This is a genomic window from Sphingomonas sp. H160509 (assembly GCF_024124765.2).
Taxonomy (GTDB): domain Bacteria; phylum Pseudomonadota; class Alphaproteobacteria; order Sphingomonadales; family Sphingomonadaceae; genus Sphingomonas.
Genome location: NZ_JAMXSR020000002.1, coordinates 3,032,331 through 3,053,428, shown reverse-complemented (window position 1 = coordinate 3,053,428; position 21,098 = coordinate 3,032,331). Strand labels below are relative to the sequence as shown.

Annotated in this window: 14 protein-coding genes and 9 pseudogenes; 7 read left to right on the top strand and 16 right to left on the bottom strand. The window is 66.4% G+C overall.

All coding sequences use genetic code 11. The features are described from left to right. Positions 1 to 364: 364 nt before the first annotated feature. From NHF48_RS16845 to ruvB, 4 genes and pseudogenes are all read right to left on the bottom strand, one after another. A complete protein-coding gene (locus NHF48_RS16845) occupies positions 365 to 1,288 on the bottom strand; it encodes a tetratricopeptide repeat protein (RefSeq protein WP_253071759.1) in 924 nt (307 codons plus the stop codon). 95 nt (positions 1,289 to 1,383) lie between these two features. Beyond that, positions 1,384 to 2,352, bottom strand: a complete 969-nt coding sequence (locus NHF48_RS16840; protein ID WP_253071758.1) for a RodZ domain-containing protein — start codon at positions 2,350 to 2,352, stop codon at positions 1,384 to 1,386. A gap of 108 nt (positions 2,353 to 2,460) precedes the next feature. After that, positions 2,461 to 4,735: pseudogene (gene ptsP, locus NHF48_RS16835) on the bottom strand (phosphoenolpyruvate--protein phosphotransferase). A gap of 228 nt (positions 4,736 to 4,963) precedes the next feature. Then, positions 4,964 to 5,990, bottom strand: a pseudogene (gene ruvB, locus NHF48_RS16830) (Holliday junction branch migration DNA helicase RuvB). Between the two features lie 54 nt (positions 5,991 to 6,044). On the opposite strand from ruvB, the gene NHF48_RS16825 reads away from it, so the two are divergent. Further along, positions 6,045 to 6,953 carry a 2-hydroxyacid dehydrogenase gene (locus NHF48_RS16825; protein WP_253071757.1) on the top strand — a complete coding sequence of 303 codons (909 nt, stop codon included), beginning with the start codon at positions 6,045 to 6,047 and terminating at the stop codon, positions 6,951 to 6,953. Between the two features lie 74 nt (positions 6,954 to 7,027). On the opposite strand, the gene ruvA is transcribed toward NHF48_RS16825, so the two are convergent. The 5 genes and pseudogenes from ruvA to NHF48_RS16800 all read right to left on the bottom strand — a co-directional run bounded on the left by ruvA (position 7,028) and on the right by NHF48_RS16800 (position 10,995). Continuing rightward, the gene (ruvA, locus tag NHF48_RS16820; protein WP_093399715.1) at positions 7,028 to 7,627 is read right to left on the bottom strand and encodes a Holliday junction branch migration protein RuvA; all 600 of its coding nucleotides are present in this window, start codon (positions 7,625 to 7,627) and stop codon (positions 7,028 to 7,030) included. An 82-nt stretch (positions 7,628 to 7,709) separates the two neighbouring features. Next, a complete protein-coding gene (locus tag NHF48_RS16815) occupies positions 7,710 to 8,618 on the bottom strand; it encodes a hypothetical protein (protein WP_263816915.1) in 909 nt (302 codons plus the stop codon). 330 nt (positions 8,619 to 8,948) lie between these two features. Next, positions 8,949 to 9,456 (bottom strand): annotated as a pseudogene (gene ruvC / locus NHF48_RS16810) (crossover junction endodeoxyribonuclease RuvC). Positions 9,457 to 9,651: 195 nt separating this feature from the next. Then, positions 9,652 to 10,395, bottom strand: a complete 744-nt coding sequence (locus NHF48_RS16805; protein ID WP_056477859.1) for a YebC/PmpR family DNA-binding transcriptional regulator — start codon at positions 10,393 to 10,395, stop codon at positions 9,652 to 9,654. Positions 10,396 to 10,424: 29 nt separating this feature from the next. Next, positions 10,425 to 10,995, bottom strand: a pseudogene (locus tag NHF48_RS16800) (DUF1003 domain-containing protein). 110 nt (positions 10,996 to 11,105) lie between these two features. On the opposite strand from NHF48_RS16800, the gene NHF48_RS16795 reads away from it, so the two are divergent. Then, a complete protein-coding gene (locus tag NHF48_RS16795; RefSeq protein WP_121904341.1) occupies positions 11,106 to 12,569 on the top strand; it encodes an ATP-binding protein in 1,464 nt (487 codons plus the stop codon). A gap of 4 nt (positions 12,570 to 12,573) precedes the next feature. Here the strand turns inward: NHF48_RS16795 and NHF48_RS16790 are convergent, their stop codons facing one another. From NHF48_RS16790 to NHF48_RS16770, 5 genes and pseudogenes are all read right to left on the bottom strand, one after another. Further along, complete coding sequence (locus NHF48_RS16790) at positions 12,574 to 13,017, bottom strand: nuclear transport factor 2 family protein (protein ID WP_253071755.1); 444 nt, start codon at positions 13,015 to 13,017, stop codon at positions 12,574 to 12,576. A gap of 81 nt (positions 13,018 to 13,098) precedes the next feature. Beyond that, on the bottom strand, positions 13,099 to 13,398 hold the full coding sequence (locus NHF48_RS16785) for a DUF1294 domain-containing protein (protein WP_253071754.1): 300 nt from the start codon (positions 13,396 to 13,398) through the stop codon (positions 13,099 to 13,101). Further along, a complete protein-coding gene (locus NHF48_RS16780) occupies positions 13,395 to 13,709 on the bottom strand; it encodes a hypothetical protein (RefSeq protein ID WP_253071753.1) in 315 nt (104 codons plus the stop codon). Before NHF48_RS16780 ends, NHF48_RS16785 begins: the two co-directional genes overlap by 4 nt. A 200-nt stretch (positions 13,710 to 13,909) precedes the next feature. Further along, positions 13,910 to 14,153 (bottom strand): annotated as a pseudogene (locus NHF48_RS16775) (DUF2312 domain-containing protein). Between the two features lie 214 nt (positions 14,154 to 14,367). Then, positions 14,368 to 14,670, bottom strand: a complete 303-nt coding sequence (locus NHF48_RS16770; RefSeq protein WP_253071752.1) for a DUF1244 domain-containing protein — start codon at positions 14,668 to 14,670, stop codon at positions 14,368 to 14,370. Between the two features lie 92 nt (positions 14,671 to 14,762). Between NHF48_RS16770 and pyk the strand changes: the two are divergent. The 4 genes and pseudogenes from pyk to NHF48_RS16750 all read left to right on the top strand — a co-directional run bounded on the left by pyk (position 14,763) and on the right by NHF48_RS16750 (position 19,632). Beyond that, a pseudogene (gene pyk, locus NHF48_RS16765) lies at positions 14,763 to 16,228 on the top strand (pyruvate kinase). A 646-nt stretch (positions 16,229 to 16,874) separates the two neighbouring features. Further along, positions 16,875 to 18,931: pseudogene (locus NHF48_RS16760) on the top strand (carbon starvation CstA family protein). Next, positions 18,928 to 19,117 (top strand): annotated as a pseudogene (locus NHF48_RS16755) (YbdD/YjiX family protein). The pseudogenes NHF48_RS16760 and NHF48_RS16755 overlap by 4 nt, the downstream one beginning before the upstream one ends. Then, entirely contained in the window at positions 19,114 to 19,632 is a 519-nt protein-coding gene (locus NHF48_RS16750) for a biliverdin-producing heme oxygenase (RefSeq protein WP_253071751.1), read from the top strand. Before NHF48_RS16755 ends, NHF48_RS16750 begins: the two are co-directional and overlap by 4 nt. A gap of 2 nt (positions 19,633 to 19,634) precedes the next feature. Here NHF48_RS16750 and NHF48_RS25330 read toward each other — a convergent pair whose 3' ends face one another. Beyond that, positions 19,635 to 19,826 (bottom strand): polyhydroxyalkanoic acid system family protein, encoded by a 192-nt coding sequence (locus tag NHF48_RS25330; protein ID WP_342454677.1) that lies wholly within the window; start codon positions 19,824 to 19,826, stop codon positions 19,635 to 19,637. A 121-nt stretch (positions 19,827 to 19,947) separates the two neighbouring features. Continuing rightward, positions 19,948 to 20,367 carry a VOC family protein gene (locus tag NHF48_RS16740; protein WP_253071750.1) on the bottom strand — a complete coding sequence of 140 codons (420 nt, stop codon included), beginning with the start codon at positions 20,365 to 20,367 and terminating at the stop codon, positions 19,948 to 19,950. Between the two features lie 296 nt (positions 20,368 to 20,663). On the opposite strand from NHF48_RS16740, the pseudogene NHF48_RS25325 reads away from it, so the two are divergent. After that, positions 20,664 to 21,056, top strand: a pseudogene (locus tag NHF48_RS25325) (apolipoprotein N-acyltransferase); the annotation flags it as partial. Between the last annotated feature and the right edge of the window lie 42 nt (positions 21,057 to 21,098).

Here is a 21,098-nt window from a genome sequence, read left to right as displayed (position 1 = left end):
GGAGGCGGTGGTCGATGCTGGCGACCGTGAAGCCGGCGGGGGAGTGCTTCGTGCGCTAGGGTGAGCATCGCCATGCTGTCGGGGCCACCGGAGACGGCGAACAGTGGGTTGGTGATGTCGCTTGCCAGGCGCGCAAAGTCGGCGGCGAAGCGGCGTCCTTCTTCGGTCATGCGAAGCGAGTCATCATCGTAAAAGAATCCACCACCCCGGCGAAGGCCGGGGCCCAGTTGGGAAACGTTGGTGATCGGGCGCTGCGATCCGTTACTGCAACCTTGCCAACTGGGCCCCGGCCTCCGCCGGGGTGGGGCTGGCTCGCGACGTGCAGACACGAACAGGCGGTCACGCTTAACCATCGAGGGATCGCTTACTTGCACTTCGCCGTGCTGCGACCGGCGGCGACCTGCCCCTTCATCGCCGACGCCATCTTGGCGCCGTAGACGTCGTTCAGCTCGTCATACACCTTGCACGCATCCGCCGGTTTGTTGAGCTTGGTCAACGCCTGGCCGAGATACAGCAGGCTTTCCGGCGCACGCTCGCCCTCGGGCATCTTCTTGTAATTGTCGTAGAACGCCATCGACGCGAGGCTCGGCTTGCCCTCGTCGAGATACGACCGGCCGAGCAGGTTCTGCGCATAGCTGGCGCGCTTGCTCTTGGGGTATTCGGCGACGACCTTCTTTAGTTGCGCCTCGGCCTGCGGGTATTGCTTGGCGGCCCATAGGCGGTAGCCGTACATATACTCGTCCTCCGCCGGATCGCCGGTCGAAGGCTTTTCGACCGAGACCTTGGTCGGTGTCGCCGCGCCGGGCTTGCTCGCCGCTTCGGGGCGCGTGGTCGGGCGTGATGGACCGCTCGACTGGTCATCGGATTCGATCGGGCCACCAGCCCCCGCCCCCGTCGCGATCGGTGCGGGACCGGCCTCGAGCGTCTTCATCCGCGCGTCGTTCGAGCGGCGGTAATTGTCGAACGCGTCCTGCAACTGGCGGGTGCGGTTCTGGTTCTGCTCGATCTGTTCGGTGAGCGAGGTCATCTGCTGTTCGAGCGACGTGACGCGCTGGTTCACGTCGGCGAGCGCGCTGGTGGCGGGCGAGCCTGGCCCCGGGCCCTGCTCGCTCTGCGGCGCGCGGACTTCGGGCTGGAGCATCTGGCCCGCACCACCCGGGAAGACCTTCCGCTGGACCGCGCGCATTTCGCTTTCGAGCTTGCCGACGCGGCCCTCGACATTTTGTGCCTGTACTGCAGCGGGCAACAGCGCCGCGAGGCAGACGCCGACCAGAATTGACTTACGCATGGGCCACACCCCCGGTGGATTGGTTAATCGTCCGGGTATAGCTGCACTACCCATCCTGTCGCCAGCCTTAAGACCCTGGCAATGGTCGGCTGCCATCACGGATTGGGCGTTGCCGTAGCGGCAGGCGGCGGGTTGGCGGCCGCGTCGAGGTTGGCGCGCTGCGTTTCGCTCAGCGGACGACGCGGCGTACGGGGACGGCTAGCGGTGCGCGACCGCTCGGACGACCGGGTCGGCGTTGCTTCGGTCGCGGTCGGCATGGCCTGAGGCTCGGGCGTGCCGGCGATCCGCGCGGCAATCGCCGGCGCACCCACGGACACGTCCTTGATCGCCCGCTCGCCCGTGCCGAGCGCAGGGGCAGCGGCGCCGTTGAGCGTCACCGCCAGCTTGTCCGCACGGCCGATGTTGATCTTCGGATCCTTGGCATCCTTCGGCACGTCGAACTTCTCGCCGGGCTTCATCGTGCCGAGGTACAAAGTCTTGTTGTCGGCATCGTAGACGCGCATCCACACCTCGTCCGAGGCGGTCAACGTGACCTGCCCGTTGGCCGGCGTGGCCGGCGCAGGGACCGGCTGCGCGGTCTGGGCGGCGGGGTTCGGCGCGGTCTCGGCAATCGGCGTCGTGATCGAGGCGGTGTTCGAACTGCGGAACATGTCGGTGCCGTACCACAGCCCGACCAGCACCAGCACCGCGATCGCGATGCCCAGCGCGACGATCGCGAGACCGCGCGACGGTACGCGCGACGGATCGGTCATCTCGTACGGTTCGTATTCGGGCTTCTTGCTGCCCAGCTTCGCGACGTCACTCCGGACGATGTTCGCGATCTGCACCTCGTCGATGCCCATCGCGCGCGCATAGGCGCGGCTGAACCCGACCGCGTAGGTCGAGGACGGCAGCGTGGAATAATCGGACGCCTCGATCGCTTCGAGGTGGCGCAACGGCACGCGGGTGCGCGTCGCGATATCCGCGACGGTCAGGCCCTGCGCCTCGCGCGCCTTGCGGAGAATGTCGCCAGCACGCTCTGGTTGAGCGGGTGCTGTGTTCTGGCCGGTTTCGACCTCGTCCATTCTTATCTCCGAGTGCGGGCGCGTAGCGTTGCCCGCCATGGCACCCGTCTTTCAGAGGCCCTTAGCCGTGTCAACGCACCGAACGTCTTAACCGCAGCTTTCCGCGGATCATACGATTTCGACGCCGTTTTCGGTTGCCCAGTTGGTCAGCGCACCGCGCATGTCGCGCGGCGGGTTGGCCAGCAGTCCTGCCATGTATGCGGTGAGCGCGGCGCGATCGAGCGAGCGCGTCATCGCCTTGATCGGACCGACGGCGGCGGGGGTGATCGACAACCTCTCAATGCCGAGCCCGATCAGCGCCATCGCCTCCAGCGGACGCCCCCCCATCTCGCCGCAGACCGCGAGATCGACCGAGGCGTCGCGGACCGGTGCGACCAGCCGCGCGATGAAACGGAGGATGGATGGGCTGAGCCAGTCGTAGCGCTCGGCGAGCTTCGGGTTGGCGCGATCGGCGGCGAACAGGAACTGCGTGAGGTCGTTGGTGCCGATCGACAGGAACTCGATCTTCGGCAGCAGGATGTCGAGCATCTCGGCGAGCGCCGGCACTTCGAGCATCGCGCCGTAGCGGATCGCGAGCGGCATCTTCCGCCCGCGTCCTTCGAGCCAGGTCCGCTGTGCCTCGAACAGCGCACGCGCCTCGTCGAATTCCCATGGCTCGCTGACCATCGGAAACATCACATTGAGCGTGCGACCCGCGGCGGCTTCGAGCAGTGCGCGCGCTTGCACCTTCATCAGCCCGTCGCGCTCCAGGCCGAGGCGCAGCGCGCGCCAGCCCATTGCCGGGTTCTCCTCGTCGGAATCTTCCTTGTTGAGATACGGCAAGGCCTTGTCGCCGCCGATGTCGACGGTGCGGAAGATCACCGGACGTTCGCCCGCCGCGTCGAGCACTTCGCGGTATAGCCGCTGCTGGCGCTCGCGCTGCGGTAGCGTTGCGGAGACGAGGAACTGGAACTCGGTACGGAACAGGCCGATGCCGTCGGCCCCAGTGACGTCGAGTGCGGCGACGTCGTCGCGTAGGCCGGCGTTGACCATCAGGGTCAGCCGGTGGCCATCCTTGGTAATCGGCGGGACGTCGCGGAGTGCTGCGAACGCGGCCTTGCGCTTCTGGCGCATTGCGAGGCGGGCCTCGAACGCTTCCTCCATTGCCGCGGAGGGCCGCGCGAAGACGTTGCTCTCGGCGCTATCGAGCAACAGCATGTCGCCCTCTGCTACCAACCGGCGGATGTCGCGGACGCGGCCGAGCACGGGTACGCCCATCGCGCGCGCGACGATCGTGACGTGCGCGGTGAGCGAGCCTTCCTCGAGGATCACGCCCTTCAGCCGGCGCTTGTCGTATTCGAGCAGTTCGGCGGGGCCGAGGTTGCGCGCAATCAGGATGGTGTCCTGGCGAAGACCCATCTGCGCGGCGGTACCCATCTGGCCCGAGACGATGCGGAGCAGCCGGTTCGACAGGTCCTCCAGATCGTGCATCCGGTCGGCGAGCAACGGATCGTCGATCTGGCGCATCCGCTGGCGAGTGCGTTGCTGGACGCGCTCGATCGCCGCCTCTGCGGTAAGGCCGGAGTCGATCGCCTCGTTGATGCGCCGTGCCCAGCCCTCGTCGTACGCGAACATCTTGTAGGTCTGGAGCACTTCGACATGCTCGCCGCCGACGCCGAATTCGGCCTCGCGCGTCATCCGGTCGATGCCTTCGCGCATCTTGTCGAACGCCGCATAGACGCGGTGGCGCTCGGCGTCGGTGTCCTCGGCGACGGTGTGCTCGATGTGGATGCGCGGCTGGTGGTAGACCGCAAAGCCCGCACCCATGCCGTCGACGAGCTTCTGGCCGGGGATGCGCATCGCAGCGGTCGACTGCGGCCGATCCCGCGCCGCCGCCGGTGGTGTCGATCAGCCCTGCGTTGGCAATCAGTTCGGACAGCACCATCGCCACCGTCTGCAACGCCTCGATCTCGACGTCGGCATATCGGCGACGGTCGGTGTGCTGGACGGCCAGGACGCCCACCGAGCGCTCACGGCGGATTATGGGGACGCCCGCGAAGCTATGGAAGCGGTCCTCGCCGGTCTCGGGCTTGTAGGCGAAGTCGGGGTGGCTCGCGGCTTCGTCGAGGTTGAGCACCTCGACATCCTCGGCAATCGTGCCGACGAGGCCTTCGCCGAGTGCGAGCTTGGTGACGTGGACCGCCGCCTGGTCGAGGCCGCGGGTCGCGAACAGTTCGAGCACGCCTTCGCGCAACAGGTAGATCGAGCAGACTTCGCTGTCGATCGCGGTGGCGATGATGCCGACGACGGCGTTGAGCTTGGCTTGCGCGGACGTGCGCGACGCCATCACGTCGTGAAGGCTGGTGAGGATTTCGCGGGCGGAGGCGGCGGCCGAAAGGGGCATTCGCGTTGGCTATCAGATGAAACGCTTGGGTGCCACGCAACAAAAGCAGTGTTGGGGTGAAGTTCGATCGATCGGGCGGTGTGAATTCTTACAAGTGTTTGTTGATACTGGTTTCTCCCCTCCCTGGAAGGGAGGGGTTAGGGTGGTCGGCTCGTTTGAGCCGCCTGTGTCTGAACATGCGGAAGCCAACCCACCCCCTGCCCCTCCCTTTCAGGGAGGGGTGAGAAGTTAGGTGTCGAACAGACCGTCCTGACTTCCGGCCGGTGGGTTCAGGCCTAGATGCTTCCAGCCGCCTGCGTTCAGGAACCGACCGCGAGCGGTGCGCGCGATCAGGCCGAGCTGGATCAGATATGGCTCGATCACTTCCTCGATCGTGTCGCGCGGTTCGCTGAGACCTGCCGCTAGAGTCTCCACCCCGACCGGCCCTCCGCGGTAGATGTCGGCGATCATCATCAGATAGCGACGATCCATCGCGTCGAGCCCGAGCGAATCGACCTCCAGCCGGTTAAGCGCAGCATCCGCCGCCCGCGCGTCGACCGTCTCGTGCCCCGCGACATTGGCGAAATCGCGCACTCTTCGCAGCAACCGCCCGGCAATACGCGGCGTACCACGCGCACGACGAGCGATCTCCATCGCTCCGTCCTTGGCGATGCCCAGTCCGAGCAGTCCCGCCGCTCGCGTGACGACGCGCTCCAGTTCCTCGACCGTGTAGAATTGCAGCCGCACCGGGATGCCGAAGCGATCGCGTAGCGGCGTCGTCAGCAAGCCCTGCCGCGTGGTCGCGCCGATCAGCGTAAACCGCGGTAGGTCGATGCGGACGCTGCGCGCGCTGGGCCCCTCGCCGATCATCAGGTCGAGCGCACGGTCCTCCATCGCGGGGTACAGCACTTCCTCGACCGCAGGCTGCAACCGGTGGATCTCGTCGATGAACAGCACGTCGCCGTCCTCGAGATTGGTCAGCAACGCGGCGAGATCGCCCGACTTGGCGATCACTGGGCCCGAGGTGGCGCGGAAGCCCACCCCCCATCTCGCGCGCGACGATCTGCGCGAGCGTGGTCTTGCCGAGCCCCGGCGGCCCGAAGAACAGCACGTGATCGAGCGCATCGCCGCGCGATTTCGCCGCCTGGATGAAGATGCGCAGGTTCTCGCGCGCGGCCTTCTGCCCGACGAATTCGTCGAGCGTCTTCGGGCGTAGCGCGGCGTCGACGTCTTCGGGACGCTTGGCGGCGGTCAGGATGCGGTCTGTGTCGGTCACACGCCGCGATAGCGCGCTCGCGGTGAAGGGGGGCAAGGCGGCTATGGGGGTGGGATGACGAACGAAACCTTACACCCCGATTTGTATCTGCTGGGCGGAGTCTCGCCCTCGCTGGAGGCGATGCTCGCCAAGCGCTTTACGCTGCACCGCAAGGATCCACCGGCGGAAACGCGGGCGATCGTCGGCGGCGGAAGCAGCGTGGTCGATGCGGCGCTGCTCGATCGTTTTCCGGCGTTGGAGATCATCGCGATCCACGGCGTCGGCTATGACGGAATCGACCTTGGCGCAGCCAAGGCGCGCGGCATCGCGGTGACGACGACGCCCGACGTGCTGACCGAGGACGTCGCGGACCTTGCGATCGGGCTGATGCTGGCGGTGCAGCGGCAGATCGTCGCGAATGACCGTGCCGTGCGGGACGGCGGGTGGTCAGTCGGTCTCGCGCGCCGGGCTAGCGGGCGGCGGATCGGGATCTTCGGGCTGGGGCGGATCGGCAAGGCCATCGCTAGGCGGGCTGCGCCGTTTGCGAGCGAACTTCATTATACCGCGCGTTCCGCCAAACCGGATTTCGCCGGCGTATTCCATGCCGACATCGCTTCGCTTGCGGCGGCGTGCGACGTGCTGATCATTGCCGCGCCTGGTGGCGAGGCGACGTCGCATATCGTGGATGCGGGGGTTCTCGCGGCGCTTGGCGAGGACGGTATCCTCGTTAATATCGCTCGCGGTAGCTTGGTCGACGAACCGGCGTTGGTGGCGGCACTACTGGACGGGACGATCGCCGGGGCGGGGCTAGATGTGTTCGCCGACGAACCTGTGGTTCCCGATGCGCTGAAGACGATGGATCAGGTCGTCCTGTCACCGCATCAGGGTAGCGCGACCGTCGACGGGCGGGCGGCGATGGGAGCGTTGGTGGTTGCGAACCTCGACGCGCATTTCGGCGGGAAAGCGCTGCTCACCCCGCTTTGAACCGAGCTGGATAGCAATCCTCCCCCCTTGCGGGGGAGGATCGTTAGATACGCGACCTGCAATTTGCGCCGACGCTAAGCCTTAGACGCCTTGCGTAGCGCCAGCCGGACCAGCGCATCAAGCGAAGCGCCCGGTCCCAGTTCCTCGTCCGCCGCCGCCACCGCGACGCTCGCCTCGTTCGGACGGAACCCGAGGTTGAGTAGCGCCGATACCGCATCCGCGGACGCGCCGGGCGCAGCGTTGACTACCGCCGGCCCGAGACCGAGCGCGATGCCGCCGACCTTGTCCTTCAATTCCATCACGATACGCTGGGCGAGCTTGGGTCCGACGCCGTTGGCGCGCGCGACCATCGCCTTGTCGCCGCTGGCGATCGCACGTGAGAGATCTACCGGCTCCAGCGCAGACAGGATCGCGAGCGCGACGCGGGCGCCGACCCCCTGCACGCCCGTCAGCAACCGGAACCAATCGCGCTCGTCTGCGCTGGAAAACCCTACAAGCCGCTGGAAATCCTCGCCTACCAGCAGTTCGGTGAACACCGTGCAGGCCTCGCCGATCGGGCCGAGCGCCGACAGCGTGCGCGCCGATGCGCCGACCAGATAGCCGACGCCGCCGACGTCGATCACGGCATGGTCGATGCCGGTCGAGTCCAGCCGTCCTTTGAGATGCACGATCATTGGATCAGGCGGTAGAACATCGACGGCGCGACGTCATCCCGTCAAAATACCGGCTTCCCGGCTCGATCGCCCCGCGCGCAGGTCAGGCGTTTGGTTGCGGACGACCCTGCTCGCCCGTTGGACGGTTCTGGACGGGCGCAGCGACCTTCGCGGTTTCGTGCAGCGCCTGGGTCGGCGCGCCGATCACCATCGCGCGGGCACGCAGGCTGGCGCGCAGGAATACGGTGTCGGACGCGATGAAGCGGCGCGGGGTCGTGCCGAGGAACGTGCCGGCATCGCGGAGGAAATGCGAGGCGTCGAAATAGCTGCTGTCGATCTTCGAATAGTCCGCCATGCCGTCCGTCCGGATCAGGCTGATGAACGAGCGCAGGAACCGTGCGCGCCTCAGCAACAGCTTTGGCGGCATGCCGAAATGGCGCGTCGCCATGCGGCGCAGTTCATGCGTCGGGATGTCGAGGCGGTCGGCGACGTCCTTCATTTCGATCACGCCGTCGGTGACGGTCAACGCGGTGAACGCGCGGATCAGATCCTCGCGCGGGTGCGGACGGGTGAAAAACGCTGCGAACACCGCATCGAGCAACGGCTTGATCATCGTGTCGTCGTCGAGCGCGTCGAGCCCTTCGACCAGCCGCGCGGAGAGATCCGATCCCAGCGCCGAACCGAGCGGCACGACGCGGTTGTGGAACTCGCCGGCCGACCGCGCGGTGAGCCGCGACCAGCCGAGCGCGCTGAGGCCGATGCCGACGGCGATCCCGCCACGCGTCTCCGTCCGGAAGGCGCGACTGGTCGGACCGTAGAAGCTTGCGCGATCGAGCGGGCCGAAGCGGTGGTTGCCGACCGACACGGTCAGCGGCCCGGCGTCGACCAGTACCGAGATCATCGCCGGCGCCGGCAGATACCAGTTGAGCATCGGCGTGCGATCGTTCGAGGCGTAGATCGCATACCCCGTCAAATACTCGGACAGCGCAGGATCGGGGAGGTCGTACCGCATCGTCATGCCCGCGGGCATCGCGAACGCCGAGGCCGGAACATTGTTGCTGTTCGTTCCACCTCGTACGTGTTCGACAAGCATCGCGCCGCCTTTAATCTAAATTAAAAAATCACGGGCGGCGCTGCCACAGCAATGCAGGCTTGGCTATCAAAACTTGATTGAGGTGTAATTATAGCGCTCAGGCGCCGATCCCATTCAAAATGAACCAAGTTTTGTCCGAGCGGATATTGGCTAGGGTTGAGATTTGTAACGCGGCTAGCCGTGGCGCGCATCTTCGGATGCTACGCCGGGGACGGCGTTACCTCGCGTTGGGTCGGATCGCCGGAGAGATCAGGCGCCTACGCCGCTGCGTCGTGCCAGGGCGGCGGCACTGGCAACGTGATGCGCATGCGTGATTGCAACCGCCAGCGCGTCGGCGGCGTCGGGGCCGGCGAGCTTGGCGCCCGGCAACAGAACGGCCATCATCGCCTGAATCTGCTTCTTGTCCGCGCCGCCGGTGCCGACCACGCCTTTCTTGACGGTCGAGGGGGTGGTATTCGCCGATATGCAGCCCCGCGCCGGCGGCGGCGAGCAGGACGACGCCGCGCGCCTGGCCGAGCTTCAGCGTCGATTGCGCGTTGGTGTTGCCGAGCACTTCCTCGACCGCGGCGCCGTCGGGGCGCTCGGTGCGGATGACGTCGATCAGCGCGTTATACAGCGCGGTGAGGCGGCGGGGGAGCGCCATCGATGGATCGGTCTTGATCTGGCCGTTGGCGATATGGCTCAGGCGGTTGCCATCGGCGCGGATGACGCCCCAGCCTGTGGTGCCGAGGCCGGGGTCTAGTCCTAGGATAATCACGAGAAGAGAGAAGGTTGGTTCGCACGGAGACGCGGAGACGCGGAGGGGGTGCGTTCTGGGCGATCGTCTCGCGTTAGCGGGACTTTCAATTCTCCGGGCTGTCCGAAAAATGTGAGGCCGCTGGCGCGGAGGACGTCGCCACGAAGCACAACTCTCCGCGTCTCCGCGTCTCCGCGTGAACCAAACTTCTTCATCTCAGCCGAGCGACTCCATGATCTCGTCGGAGATTTCGTAATTGCCCCACACGGTCTGCACGTCGTCATCGTCGTCGAGCGCGTCGATCAGCTTGAACAGCGTCGCCGCATCGTCCGCACCGACGGCGACCATGACCTGCGGACGCCAGGCGAGCTTGGCGCCTTCGGCCTCGCCGAGCTTGGCTTCCAACGCCTTGGCCACCTCGTGCAGGTCGCCCTGCGCGGTCCAGACCTCATGGCCGTCCTCGCTCGACGTGACGTCCTCGGCACCCGCTTCGAGCGCCGCTTCGAACACCGTGTCGGCGTCGCCAGCACTCGCCGGATACGAGATCAGCCCGACGCGGTCGAACGCATGGCTGACCGAACCGCCCGCGCCGAGATTGCCGCCGTTCTTGCCGACCGCGACGCGGACGTTGGTCGCGGTGCGGTTGCGGTTGTCGGTCAGCGCTTCGATGATCAGCGAGACGCCGCCTGGGCCGAAGCCCTCGTAGCGGATTTCCTCATAATTCTCGGCATCGCCGCGGCTCGCCTTGTCGATCGAGCGCTGGATGTTCTCCTTGGGCAGCGACGCCGCCTTGGCCGCGTTGACCGCCGCGCGCAGGCGCGGGTTCATGTCGACGTCGGGCAGGCCCATCTTGGCCGCGACCGTGATTTCCCGGCTGAGCTTGCTGAACGCCGACGAGCGCTTCTTGTCCTGCGCGCCCTTGCGGTACATGATATTCTTGTATTTGGAATGGCCTGCCATCGGTGCCTCTTTAGCTGATGGCCCCGCTCTTAGGCGTCAGGCGCGGATTTCGCCAGACCGTCGGTTCCCAAGCCCGCAAGGGCGTCGACCTTCGCCTCGATCGCGTCGAGCCGGGCCAGCACCAGATGATCGATCTTGTGATGCACGCGCAGGATGTCGAGTTCGGCGCGCAGATTGGTCTCGTAGTCGAGGCTGGCGGCGAGGCGATCCTTCGCCGATTGCCGGTTCTGGCTCATCATGATCACCGGCGCCTGGATCGCCGCGACGGTCGAGAGCAGCAGGTTGAGGAAGATGTAGGGATACGGATCGAACGCGCGACCGAAATGCGCGAGGATGTCCGAGTTCAGCAGCATCCAGCCGATCAGCACCGCGCTGAACGTGATGATGAACCCCCCATGACCCACCGATCGCCGCGACCCGGTCCGACAGTCGCTCGCCGAACGTGGATCGCTCGTCCGAGACGTCGGCAGCGTCGCGACTGACCGTCGTCCCGGCCTCGATGCCGGCGAGGACGCGGCGCTCCTCGTCATCGAGATCGCTCGGCGCCTTGCCGAGCAGTCGCTGCGAAAGGTCGGCGAGCAGGGATTGTTTCGTGGCCATGAGTCGCGCCCTAGCCCGGACTGCAGATTATGCCAGCGCAAAGCCCGGCTTGCGACGGAAGCCACAAAGACTCCTTGCTCCCATGTGCCCGCACCTGCCAAACGCGCGGCATGACGGTTAGCGTGAATATGGGCACCGACGGCAATGGTACTGCCGTCGGCGTCGACCTGGAAGAACTACTCGCGACCCGCCTGTTGGTGCAGGGCAATTCGGGCTCGGGAAAATCGCATCTGCTGCGCCGGCTGCTCGAGCGATCGGCTGGGCACGTCCAGCAGATCGTGATCGATCCCGAAGGCGATTTCGTGACGCTCGCCGGGCCTCATGGTCACGTCGTGATCGAGGCGGGCGACTATAGCGAACGCGAGATCGCGCGGATCGCAACGCGGTTGCGCGAACACCGCACATCCGCCGTGCTGAGCCTCGAAGGACTTGAGGTCGAGGGGCAGATGCGCTGTGCCGCGTCGTTCCTGTCCGCGCTGTTCGATGCGCCGCGCGAGCATTGGTATCCAGTGCTGGTGGTGGTCGACGAGGCACAGATGTTCGCGCCGGTGACCGGCGGCGAAGTGTCGGAGGAAGTTCGCCGCGCCTCGCTGGCGGCGATGACCAACCTGATGTGCCGTGGCCGTAAGCGCGGCCTCGCCGGGGTGATCGCGACGCAGCGTCTGGCGAAGCTTGCGAAAAACGTCGCCGCGGAAGCGTCGAACTTCCTGATGGGCCGCACCTTCCTCGACATCGACATGGCGCGCGCGGCCGACCTGCTCGGCATGGAGCGACGCCAGGCCGAAGCGATTCGCGATCTCCAGCGCGGCACGTTCATGGCGCTCGGGCCGGCAGTGTCGCGGCGGCCGATCACCGTGAAGATCGGCGACGTCGCGACCTCCGCACGCAGCGGCAGCCCCAAGCTCACCCCCCTCCCCAGCGCCGCGCCGATGGACCTGCAGGACCTGTTGTCCGAGCCGGTGGTCGACGCGCCCGAACTCGGCCTGATGTTCGATTCGCGCCCGCGTCGCGTGCCGGCGGAGGAACTGCTCGACGGCATCGCCCGCCCGCCCGAACCGCGCACCGCCGCACCGCCGCCGCCCGAGAAGACCGACGACGAGGTCGAGGCGGTCTACGCCGACGTGTTCCGCGCGATCGTTGAGGATCCTGAGTCGACGCTGCGGCCTCCGTCGGTGCTGTTCCAGGATTTCCAAGTGCGCTGCCGGATGGGCGGTCTCGCCAAGCCGCCGCTCGATCTGCCCGGCTTCGTGCGCCGCCTGAGTTGCGCACGCGCCGGCATCTTCGACATGACCGACGAGGCTTGGACGGCCGCGCTCGACGTGGCGAGCGGCCTCCCCGACGACATGCTCGGCGCGTTCCTGCTTGTCGCGCGTGCAGCGCGCGAGGGTGAACCGTGCCCTTCGGACGCGCGCATCGCAGCGACCTATGGTACGAGTTCGATCGGCCGGGTGAAGCGCCTAATCGGCTATATAGAGAGCCGCGAACTGATCGTGTGCCGGACCGATCTGGCCGGCAAACGCTCGATCACGATCCCAGGGCTGGGCTGGACGACGCTGCCGGCGGAGGCGGCGTAGATCGTCATCCGCGGATCGGGGTGAACTGCAACGACACGAACTGCCAGTCGCCCTTGATCCGTCGCGCGACGAAGCCGGCCCGCAGCGCGCGCGCCTGCATCTGACCGTCCTTGCCGGGCATGGTGTAGGCGATCCGCATCGTGACGACACCGATCGTGCCAGCGGGCCGCGCGACGGTTTCGGTAATCGTCATCGGCGGTGCGGCTGATTTCTTGTCGGCTGCGTAGAACCCGATCACGCGCTCGCGGGAATCGACCTCACCGACGGGCGATACTTCCTGATATTCGGGCGCCATCATCGCGATCATCGCCGCCTGATCGAACTGGTTGCGGACCCGGACGAACGCCTCGGCACGCTGACCGAGTTTTTGGATGTCGACCTCAACCGATTGCGCCGCGACAGGAACACTAACCAATGATGCCGCCGCAATCTCCAGAAATACCCGCATTCTTGCCCCCCCGATGCAATGTTGCATAACGGCAATACACCTAAGCTTCAGGTGCAGCAATGACGCTGCCGGTTGCCGAACCTAGAATGCGAACGCGATGGCGAGACCTGCGATGACGCCGACTTGTACCATCGCGATGAGCTGGAGCCGACCGACGAATGGTTGCTTCCGTGTCTTGTGCCGGTAGCGATTACGCGCCCAGAACGCGCCCGGGCTGCCGCCAAGTGCCGCGAACCAGAGCAAGCGGGATTCAGGAATGCGCCACGCGCCAGTCGATGATAGCCGCTTGTCGAGCGCGAACGCGGCGACCGTGATGACGTTGACCAGCACCAGCAAGAGGACGGCCGTGACGACAGCAAGCGCACTATTCGGCGCGGTCAACGGTCCTCGCAACGGATCCGCATTTTAACCATGCGGACCTCTGCACGCTCGCCCGCATTCGCGCGCATCTTGACCATGTGGTCTTTCACACCAATCTGGAATTCCGCCGGCCCGGTAACAGTGCATACCATCCCGTTGGCGACGCTGGCACACGCATCGACATATTGGCGTGCGTTAGTGATGACGGAGTCTTCAGCCGGACCGAGCCCCATCGAAACATAGCTTGATCCACCGAACAGTGCGGTACCCAGGCCACCGAGCGTCTTCAGCTCCCATGCGGCGTGGCCGTCAGACGGTTTCGCCGTCTTCATACCGAGCTCGGTCGCGATCCGCTGGCAGAAGCTGGCGTTGGCCGCCCCAACATCCGACTGGGCGGGGGGCGGCCATAGTGGCCAGCGCGAGGGCGGCGAAAAACGGATGTTCATAGCCGGACACTAATCCGCAACCGATGACAGTTCTGTTAAACACGTCAAAACCGACGCGTTTGGCCGTCTCACCGCACTGGCGAAACTCAGATCATCCCCAACGCCTGGAGATACACCTCGAGGATCGCCTCCTCCCTCCTGATATTCTTCCTTCTTCTTCTTCCGGATCGACAGGATCTTGCGGATCGCCTTGGGGTCGTAACCGCGGCCCTTGGCTTCGGCCATCACGTCCTTGATGTCGTCCGAGATACCCTTCTTCTCTTCTTCGAGGCGCTCGGCGCGCTCGATCAGCAGGCGCAGTTCGTCCGCTGCGACCGCGCCGCCGCCCATGCCGTGTTGCCGTTCGTCAGACATCGAAAATTCCCCACTCGCCAGCGCCCACGCGCCGGTCAAAAGCCAATCAAGATACAAGCCCGCACCGGTGATCGCCGTCCGGAGACGTCCTGAATCATGCCGAATTGGGTGCGGGCCAGCGTCTAGGCGTTTACCGTGTTCGGCTCAAGCGACCCTGCGGGGGATCGTCGCGAATCAATTGCAGCCGTTCTCAGACCACCGCGTTCTTCGCGACGCTCGCCTTCATCCGTTCAAGCTGCTCGGGCGTCGCGTCGCCTTGGTGGTGCTCCTTCCACTCTGCGTACGGCATCCCGTACACCGTCTCCCGCGCGGCATCCTTCGACAGGCCGCCCGCTTCCTCGACCCAGTCGGACAGGCAGTTGCGGCAAAAACCGGCGAGCCCCATCAGGTCGACGTTCTGCGCATCCTCGCGGTGGCGGAGATGACGGATCAGGCGGCGAAAGGCCTGTGCCGCTACGGCATCGTCCAAAGTATCGAGGCGATCGGGGTTCATTACTATGCTCCGTGGTTGATCCCGCGGAGATAGGGTTTAAGGCCCGTCGCGGCAAAGACCTCCCCCAGGAAACGCCGAGGAAGACGCACCGCATGACCAAGGCCATCGCACCCCGTTCGCGCAAAGTCCGCATTCTAGCGACGCTCGGCCCTGCCAGCAGCACGCCCGAGATGATCGCGACTCTCTTCCGTACCGGCGCGGACGCATTCCGCATTAACATGAGTCACGGCGACCAGCAGTCGAAGATCGCCGTGATCCAGGCGATTCGCGCGCTGGAGAAGGACTATGGTCGTCCGTCGACCATTCTCGCCGATCTCCAGGGGCCGAAGCTGCGCGTCGGCAAGTTCGACGGCGGTCGTACGGTGCTTGAGACCGGTTCGACTTTCGTGCTCGACCGCGACCCGACGCCGGGCGATGCGACGCGCGTCGAACTGCCGCACGACGAGATCTTCGCGGCGATCGAGCCGGGCGCCCGCCTGCTGCTCGACGACGGCAAGCTCGTGCTGCGCGTCGTGTCGCACAGCCCGCGCGAGATCACGACGCGGGTCGAGGTCGGCGGTGCCCTGTCGAACAGCAAGGGTCTGAACGTCCCCGACGTGGTGCTACCGATGGCCGCGCTGACCGAAAAGGGATCGCAGCGATCTCGACTTCGCGGTCGACCAGGGCGTCGACTGGATCGCGCTGTCGTTCGTCCAGCGCCCCGAGGATCTCTGGGAAGCGCGGAAACTGATCGGCGGCAAGGCGGCGCTGATGGCAAAGATCGAGAAGCCGGCGGCGATCGAGCGGCTCGAGGAGATCGTCGAGGCGTGTGACGGCGTGATGGTCGCGCGCGGCGATCTCGGCGTCGAGCTGCCGCCGCAGCAGGTGCCGCCCTTGCAGAAGCGCATCGTCGAGGTTTCGCGCCGGATGGGCCGCCCGGTGGTGGTCGCGACGCAGATGCTCGAATCGATGATTACGTCGCCTTCGCCGACGCGTGCGGAAGTGTCCGACGTCGCGACCGCGGTGTATGACGGCGCGGATGCGATCATGCTGTCGGCGGAGAGCGCGGCGGGCGCGTGGCCGGTCGAATCGGTCGCGATGATGGATGCGATCGGCGTGTCGGTCGAGGCCGATCCCGAGCACGGCGACCGGATGCACTTCACCGTGATGAAGCCCGATCCGACGACTGCCGACGCACTGGCCGAGGCGGCGAAGACCATCGCCGCGACGGTATCGGCGGTAGCGATCATCTGCTTCACGACCTCGGGCTCGACCGCCCGCCGAATCGCACGCGAGCGGCCTTCGGTGCCATTGCTGGTGCTGACGCCCAGCCACGAGACCGCGCGGCGGCTCGGGCTGCTGTGGGGGACGCATGCAGTGCACACGCGCGACGTCGAGTCGTTCGAGGACATGGTGGCGAAGTCGAAGCGGATGGCGTTGCGTCACGGGATGGCGAAGGCCGGCGACCGCGTGATCGTGCTGGCGGGCGTGCCGTTCCGGACGCCTGGGTCGACGAATGTGCTGCATGTGGTGCGGATCGTCGGGGGATGAGCTGAAGGGGCATCATTCGCAGGTTTGAGTGTTTTGGCGACCTGAACTGGCGGTGCGCGTGGAGTGTCGATCACTGCCACGCAGATGCAGTCCTGTGACGGGTAAAGTGCGCCCCGCCCCAACTGTTCCCCCGCGAAGGCGGGGGTCCAGGGTACCGGTGCGCTACGGTATTTAGCTGGGCACCCGCGTCCGCGGGGGAACTGCATTGGTGTCGCGTCCGCCTCGTGCCGGCACTGCATTCAGGCCGGAGCACCAACGAACGCCACCCCTGCCCCGTCATGCCGGCCCCTTCCGCATGCTCGCCGCCCCGTGGAGTATGCGGAACGGCGGGGCCCGGCCTCCGCCGGGGTGACGGAAACAAGGTGTATGTCGGGCTTAGGCGAGATGCCTCATGATCTCGCGGCACTCTAATCCAGCTCGCTGTTCCGACGAGTTTGCCAGAACCGTATCACTCATCACCAACCACCGGCCCCACCCCCGGCGAAGGCCGGGGCCCAGTTGGGGGACGGTGATGACGACGCTCTCCGCTCCGTTACTGCGACCTTTCCAACTGGGCCCCGGCCTTCGCCGGGGTGGAGTTCGCCGCCGGAGCCGAACGTAATCCAATCTAGGCTAGCGCTCCCCGCCCGAATACGCGATGCCGCGCAGACGGACCGTACGGGAGGGCGAACGCTATGACTTTACGCGAGAAGATCGGTTGGGGCGCACTTGCCTTGCTCGCAGCTTGCGCGCTCGCGGTCGTCGCGTTCGAGCGCGGCGAGCATGTCAACGCGCTTTGGATCGTCACCGCCGCTGTGTCGGTCCAGCTGATCGCGTACCGGTTCTACGCTCGGTATATCGCGCGGCATGTGATGCAGCTCGATCCGTCGCGGCCTACCCCGGCGCTGCGCCGAGCCGACGGCCTCGATTACGTCGCGACCGACTGCAACGTCCTGTTCGGCCACCATTTCGCCGCCATCGCTGGCGCGGGGCCGCTGGTCGGGCCGGTGCTCGCCGCGCAGATGGGCTATCTCCCCGGCACGCTCTGGATCCTCGCCGGCGTCGTGCTCGCCGGCGCGGTGCAGGACTTCATGATCCTGTTCATCTCGATGCGCCGCGACGGGCGGTCGCCTCGGCGAGCTGATCCGCATGGAGATGGGCGCGATCCCCGGCGTGATCGCGCTGGTCGGCGCGTTCGCGATCATGGTTATCATTCTCGCCGTGCTCGCGCTGATTGTGGTCCGCGCGCTCGCCGGCAGCCCGTGGGGACTGTTCACCGTCGCCGCGACGATCCCGCTGGCGTTCCTGATGGGCATCTACACGCGCTGGATCCGGCCCGGAAAGGTCGGCGAAGTCTCCATTCTCGGCGTCATCGGGCTGCTGGCGGCGATCATCTATGGTGGCACTGTCGCCGCCTCGCCGATGCTCGCGCCGCTGTTCACGCTGACCCCGGTGCAGCTATGCGTACTGATGGTCGGGTACGGCGCGGTCGCCTCCGTCCTCCCGGTGTGGCTGTTGCTCGCGCCGCGCGATTACCTGTCGACCTTCCTCAAGATCGGCGCGATCGTCGCGCTCGCGATCGGCATCGCGGTCGTCGCGCCGCCGCTCAAGATGCCCGCGCTCACGCCGTTCATCGACGGTAGCGGCCCGGTCTGGTCGGGCGGGCTCTTCCCGTTCCTGTTCATCACGATCGCGTGCGGCGCAGTGTCGGGCTTTCACGCGCTGATCGCGAGCGGCACCACGCCGAAGCTGATCGCCAGCGAAGGCGATGCGCAGTTCATCGGTTACGGCGCGATGCTGATGGAGAGCTTCGTCGCGATCATGGCGCTGGTCGGCGCGTCGATCCTCGATCCCGGCGTCTATTTCGCAATGAACAGCCCGGCGGCAGTGGTCGGCACCGACTTCGCCTCGGCCGCGACCGCGGTCACCGCGATGGGCTTCCCGATCACGCCGGAACTTCTCGCGCAGACCGCGAAGGACGTCGGCGAGACCACGATCGTCTCGCGGACGGGCGGCGCGCCGACGCTGGCGGTGGCGATGTCGGAGATCTTCAGCCATCTCGTCGGCGGGCAGGCGATGAAGGCGTTCTGGTACCACTTCGCGATCCTGTTCGAGGCGCTGTTCATCCTGACGGCGGTCGATGCGGGCACGCGCGCCGGAAGGTTCATGTTGCAGGACCTGATCGGGCTCGCGGTGCCGTCGTTCCGCAATGCCTCGGCGATCGTGCCCGGGCTGATCGCGACCGCGCTATGTGTCGTTGCCTGGGGCTTCTTCCTGTACCAGGGCGTTACCGACCCGTTGGGCGGCGTGAACACGCTGTGGCCGCTGTTCGGCATCTCGAACCAGATGCTCGCGGCGGTCGCGCTGGTGCTGGCGACGGTCGTGCTGTTCCGGATGAAGCGCCAGCGTTATGCGTGGGTGACGATCTTGCCCGCCGCGTGGCTGTGCCTGTGCACGATCACCGCCGGGCTGATGAAGCTGTTCGCGAGCGATCCGAAGGTCGGCTTCCTCGCGCATGCGTCGAAGTTCGCGGACGCGGCGGCGCGGGGGAGAACTGCTCGCGCCGGCCAAGACGATGGCGGAGATGCAGCGGATCGTCCTCAACGACCGGATCGATGCTGGGCTGTGCGCGCTGTTCCTGGCGGTGGTGTTGTCGATCGTCTTCTTTGGTGTGCGGACGTGTCTGGCCGCGTTGAAGATCGACCGTCCGACGGTGACCGAAGTCCCGCCGCAGCTGGTGGCCGCGGAATGATCCGCGCACTCTACGCGAAGGCCCGCGAGACCGCGCTGCTGATGGTCGGCGTGCCGTCCTATGACGCCTACCGCCAGCACATGGCCGAGCGCCATCCGGATCACGCGCCGATGGACGAACGCGCGTTCTTCCGCGATCGGCAGGAGGCGCGGTATGGGGAGCAAGGGCGGGGGACGCTGCTGTTGACCGATGTGGTTTCCACCGTTGCGCGACTGCGGAGCGCGACGGCGAGCGATCACGACGCGGTCGATGCCGGGTTCGGACGCTACGACCTGACAGATGCGGACGATTATCGCGCGTTCCTGATCGCGCATGCCAGGGCTTTGCCGGCGGTTGAGGCGTGGCTCGCTGCGATCCCAGGACTGGCGGCGGTGCGGTCGCGAGAAGCGGCGCTGGCCGAGGACCTTGCCGCGCTGGGTGAGGATATGCCCGCGCCGATGACGTTCGACGTTCCGGCGAGCACGGCCGCCGGTTGGGGCGCGATGTATGTGGTCGAGGGATCGCGGCTCGGCGGTATCATGCTGTCGCGCTCGGTGCCCGCAGGGATGCCGTCGGCCTATCTCGGGGCGAAGCATCTGTCGGGCGAGTGGCGCGCGTTGCTCGCCGCGATCGACGGGGAGACTGCCGACGAGGCCTGGGTTGAGCAGGCCATCGTCGGCGCAAAGGCGGCGTTCGAGCTGTATCGACGCGCGCCGGCCTGATCTCAGCGCAGGAGCTTTGGTGCTTCCTTGCGGATCATGTCCTGCACCTTGCTCGCGAACAGCCCGAGGATGCCGGGCAGATCGACGACCGCGTGGACGTTGGTCTCGAACACCGTGACCGCGCTGGCGATCGTCTGGCCCATCGCCTGGACGGTGAAGTGCAGCGTATCGCCCTCCCAGCGCTGCTCAGTCACAGACCCGCCGGGGATCTTGTCGCTGATCTTGCCGATCCCCCCCGTCGAGCCGCGCGCGGACCGCGGTCTTGCCGAGTTGATGAGGGACGTCGACGGTGATGGGAGTGCCCATGTCTATTCCTTAAGTCGCGAAAATCATGTCGTCGTTGGCGAACGCCTTGAACTCGAGTGCGTTGCCGCTGGGATCGAGAAAGAACATCGTCGCCTGCTCGCCGGGCTCGCCCCTGAAGCGGATGTACGGCGCTATCCCGAACTGGACGCCGGCGGCGGTGACGCGTTCGGACAGCGCGGTCCAGTCGTCCATCGTCAGGACGACGCCGAAATGCGGGACCGGGACGGCGTGGCCGTCGACCGCGTTCTCGACCGCGACGGGTTTGGCGGCGGGGTCGAGGTGCGCGACGATCTGGTGGCCGAACAGGTCGAAGTCGATCCAGTGGTCGCTGGAGCGGCCTTCGCGGCAGCCGAGGGTGGCACCGTAGAAGGTGCGGGCTGCGTCGAGGTCGTGGACCGGGAAGGCCAGGTGGAAGGGACGTAGGGTCATTGGGGGGAAGATAGGTCGGGCGATCCGGTTCGTCGAGCCGGGGGATTGCGTGGGTGCTTTCACCTACCGGGACGGTGGCCCTCTCTTGTTCTCCCTCACACTGCACCACCCCGGCGAAGGCCGGGGCCCAATTGGGGGACGTTGCTAACGGAGGGTAGCGCTTCGTTACGACCACCTTTCCAATTGGGCCCCGGCTTTCGCCGGGGTGGTTCTAGACGCCGGGAGGCGCTCCTCATCCCCACGCCCTATCACACCGAAAACATTGCCCCCCCTCCCCGCCACGCCATAGCACGAGCGTGAACCGTTACCCTGCCCTCACCTGCCTCGTCCTCGGTGCGATCGCCGCGACCGGCTTTGCCCCACTCGATCTCTGGCCGCTGACGCTCGTTGCGTTCGCGCTGTGGATGAAGATCGTCCACAACGCACCGACCCTGCGCGGGGCACTGTGGCGCGCGTGGGTGTTCGGGGTTGGGCATTTCACCGTGAACAACAACTGGTTCCAGCACGCGTTCGACTTCCAGGATGCGATGCCGCCGGTGCTCGGGTACTTCGCGGCGGTCGGTCTCGCGCTCTACCTCGCGCTCTACCCGATGCTTGCGGCCGCGCTCGCCTGGCGGATCGCACGACGGCCCGGCGCCCCCGACGCGACGTTCGTGTTCGTCTTCGCCGCCGCCTGGATCGCGACCGAGTGGCTCCGCGCGACGCTGTTCACCGGCTATGCCTGGGACCCG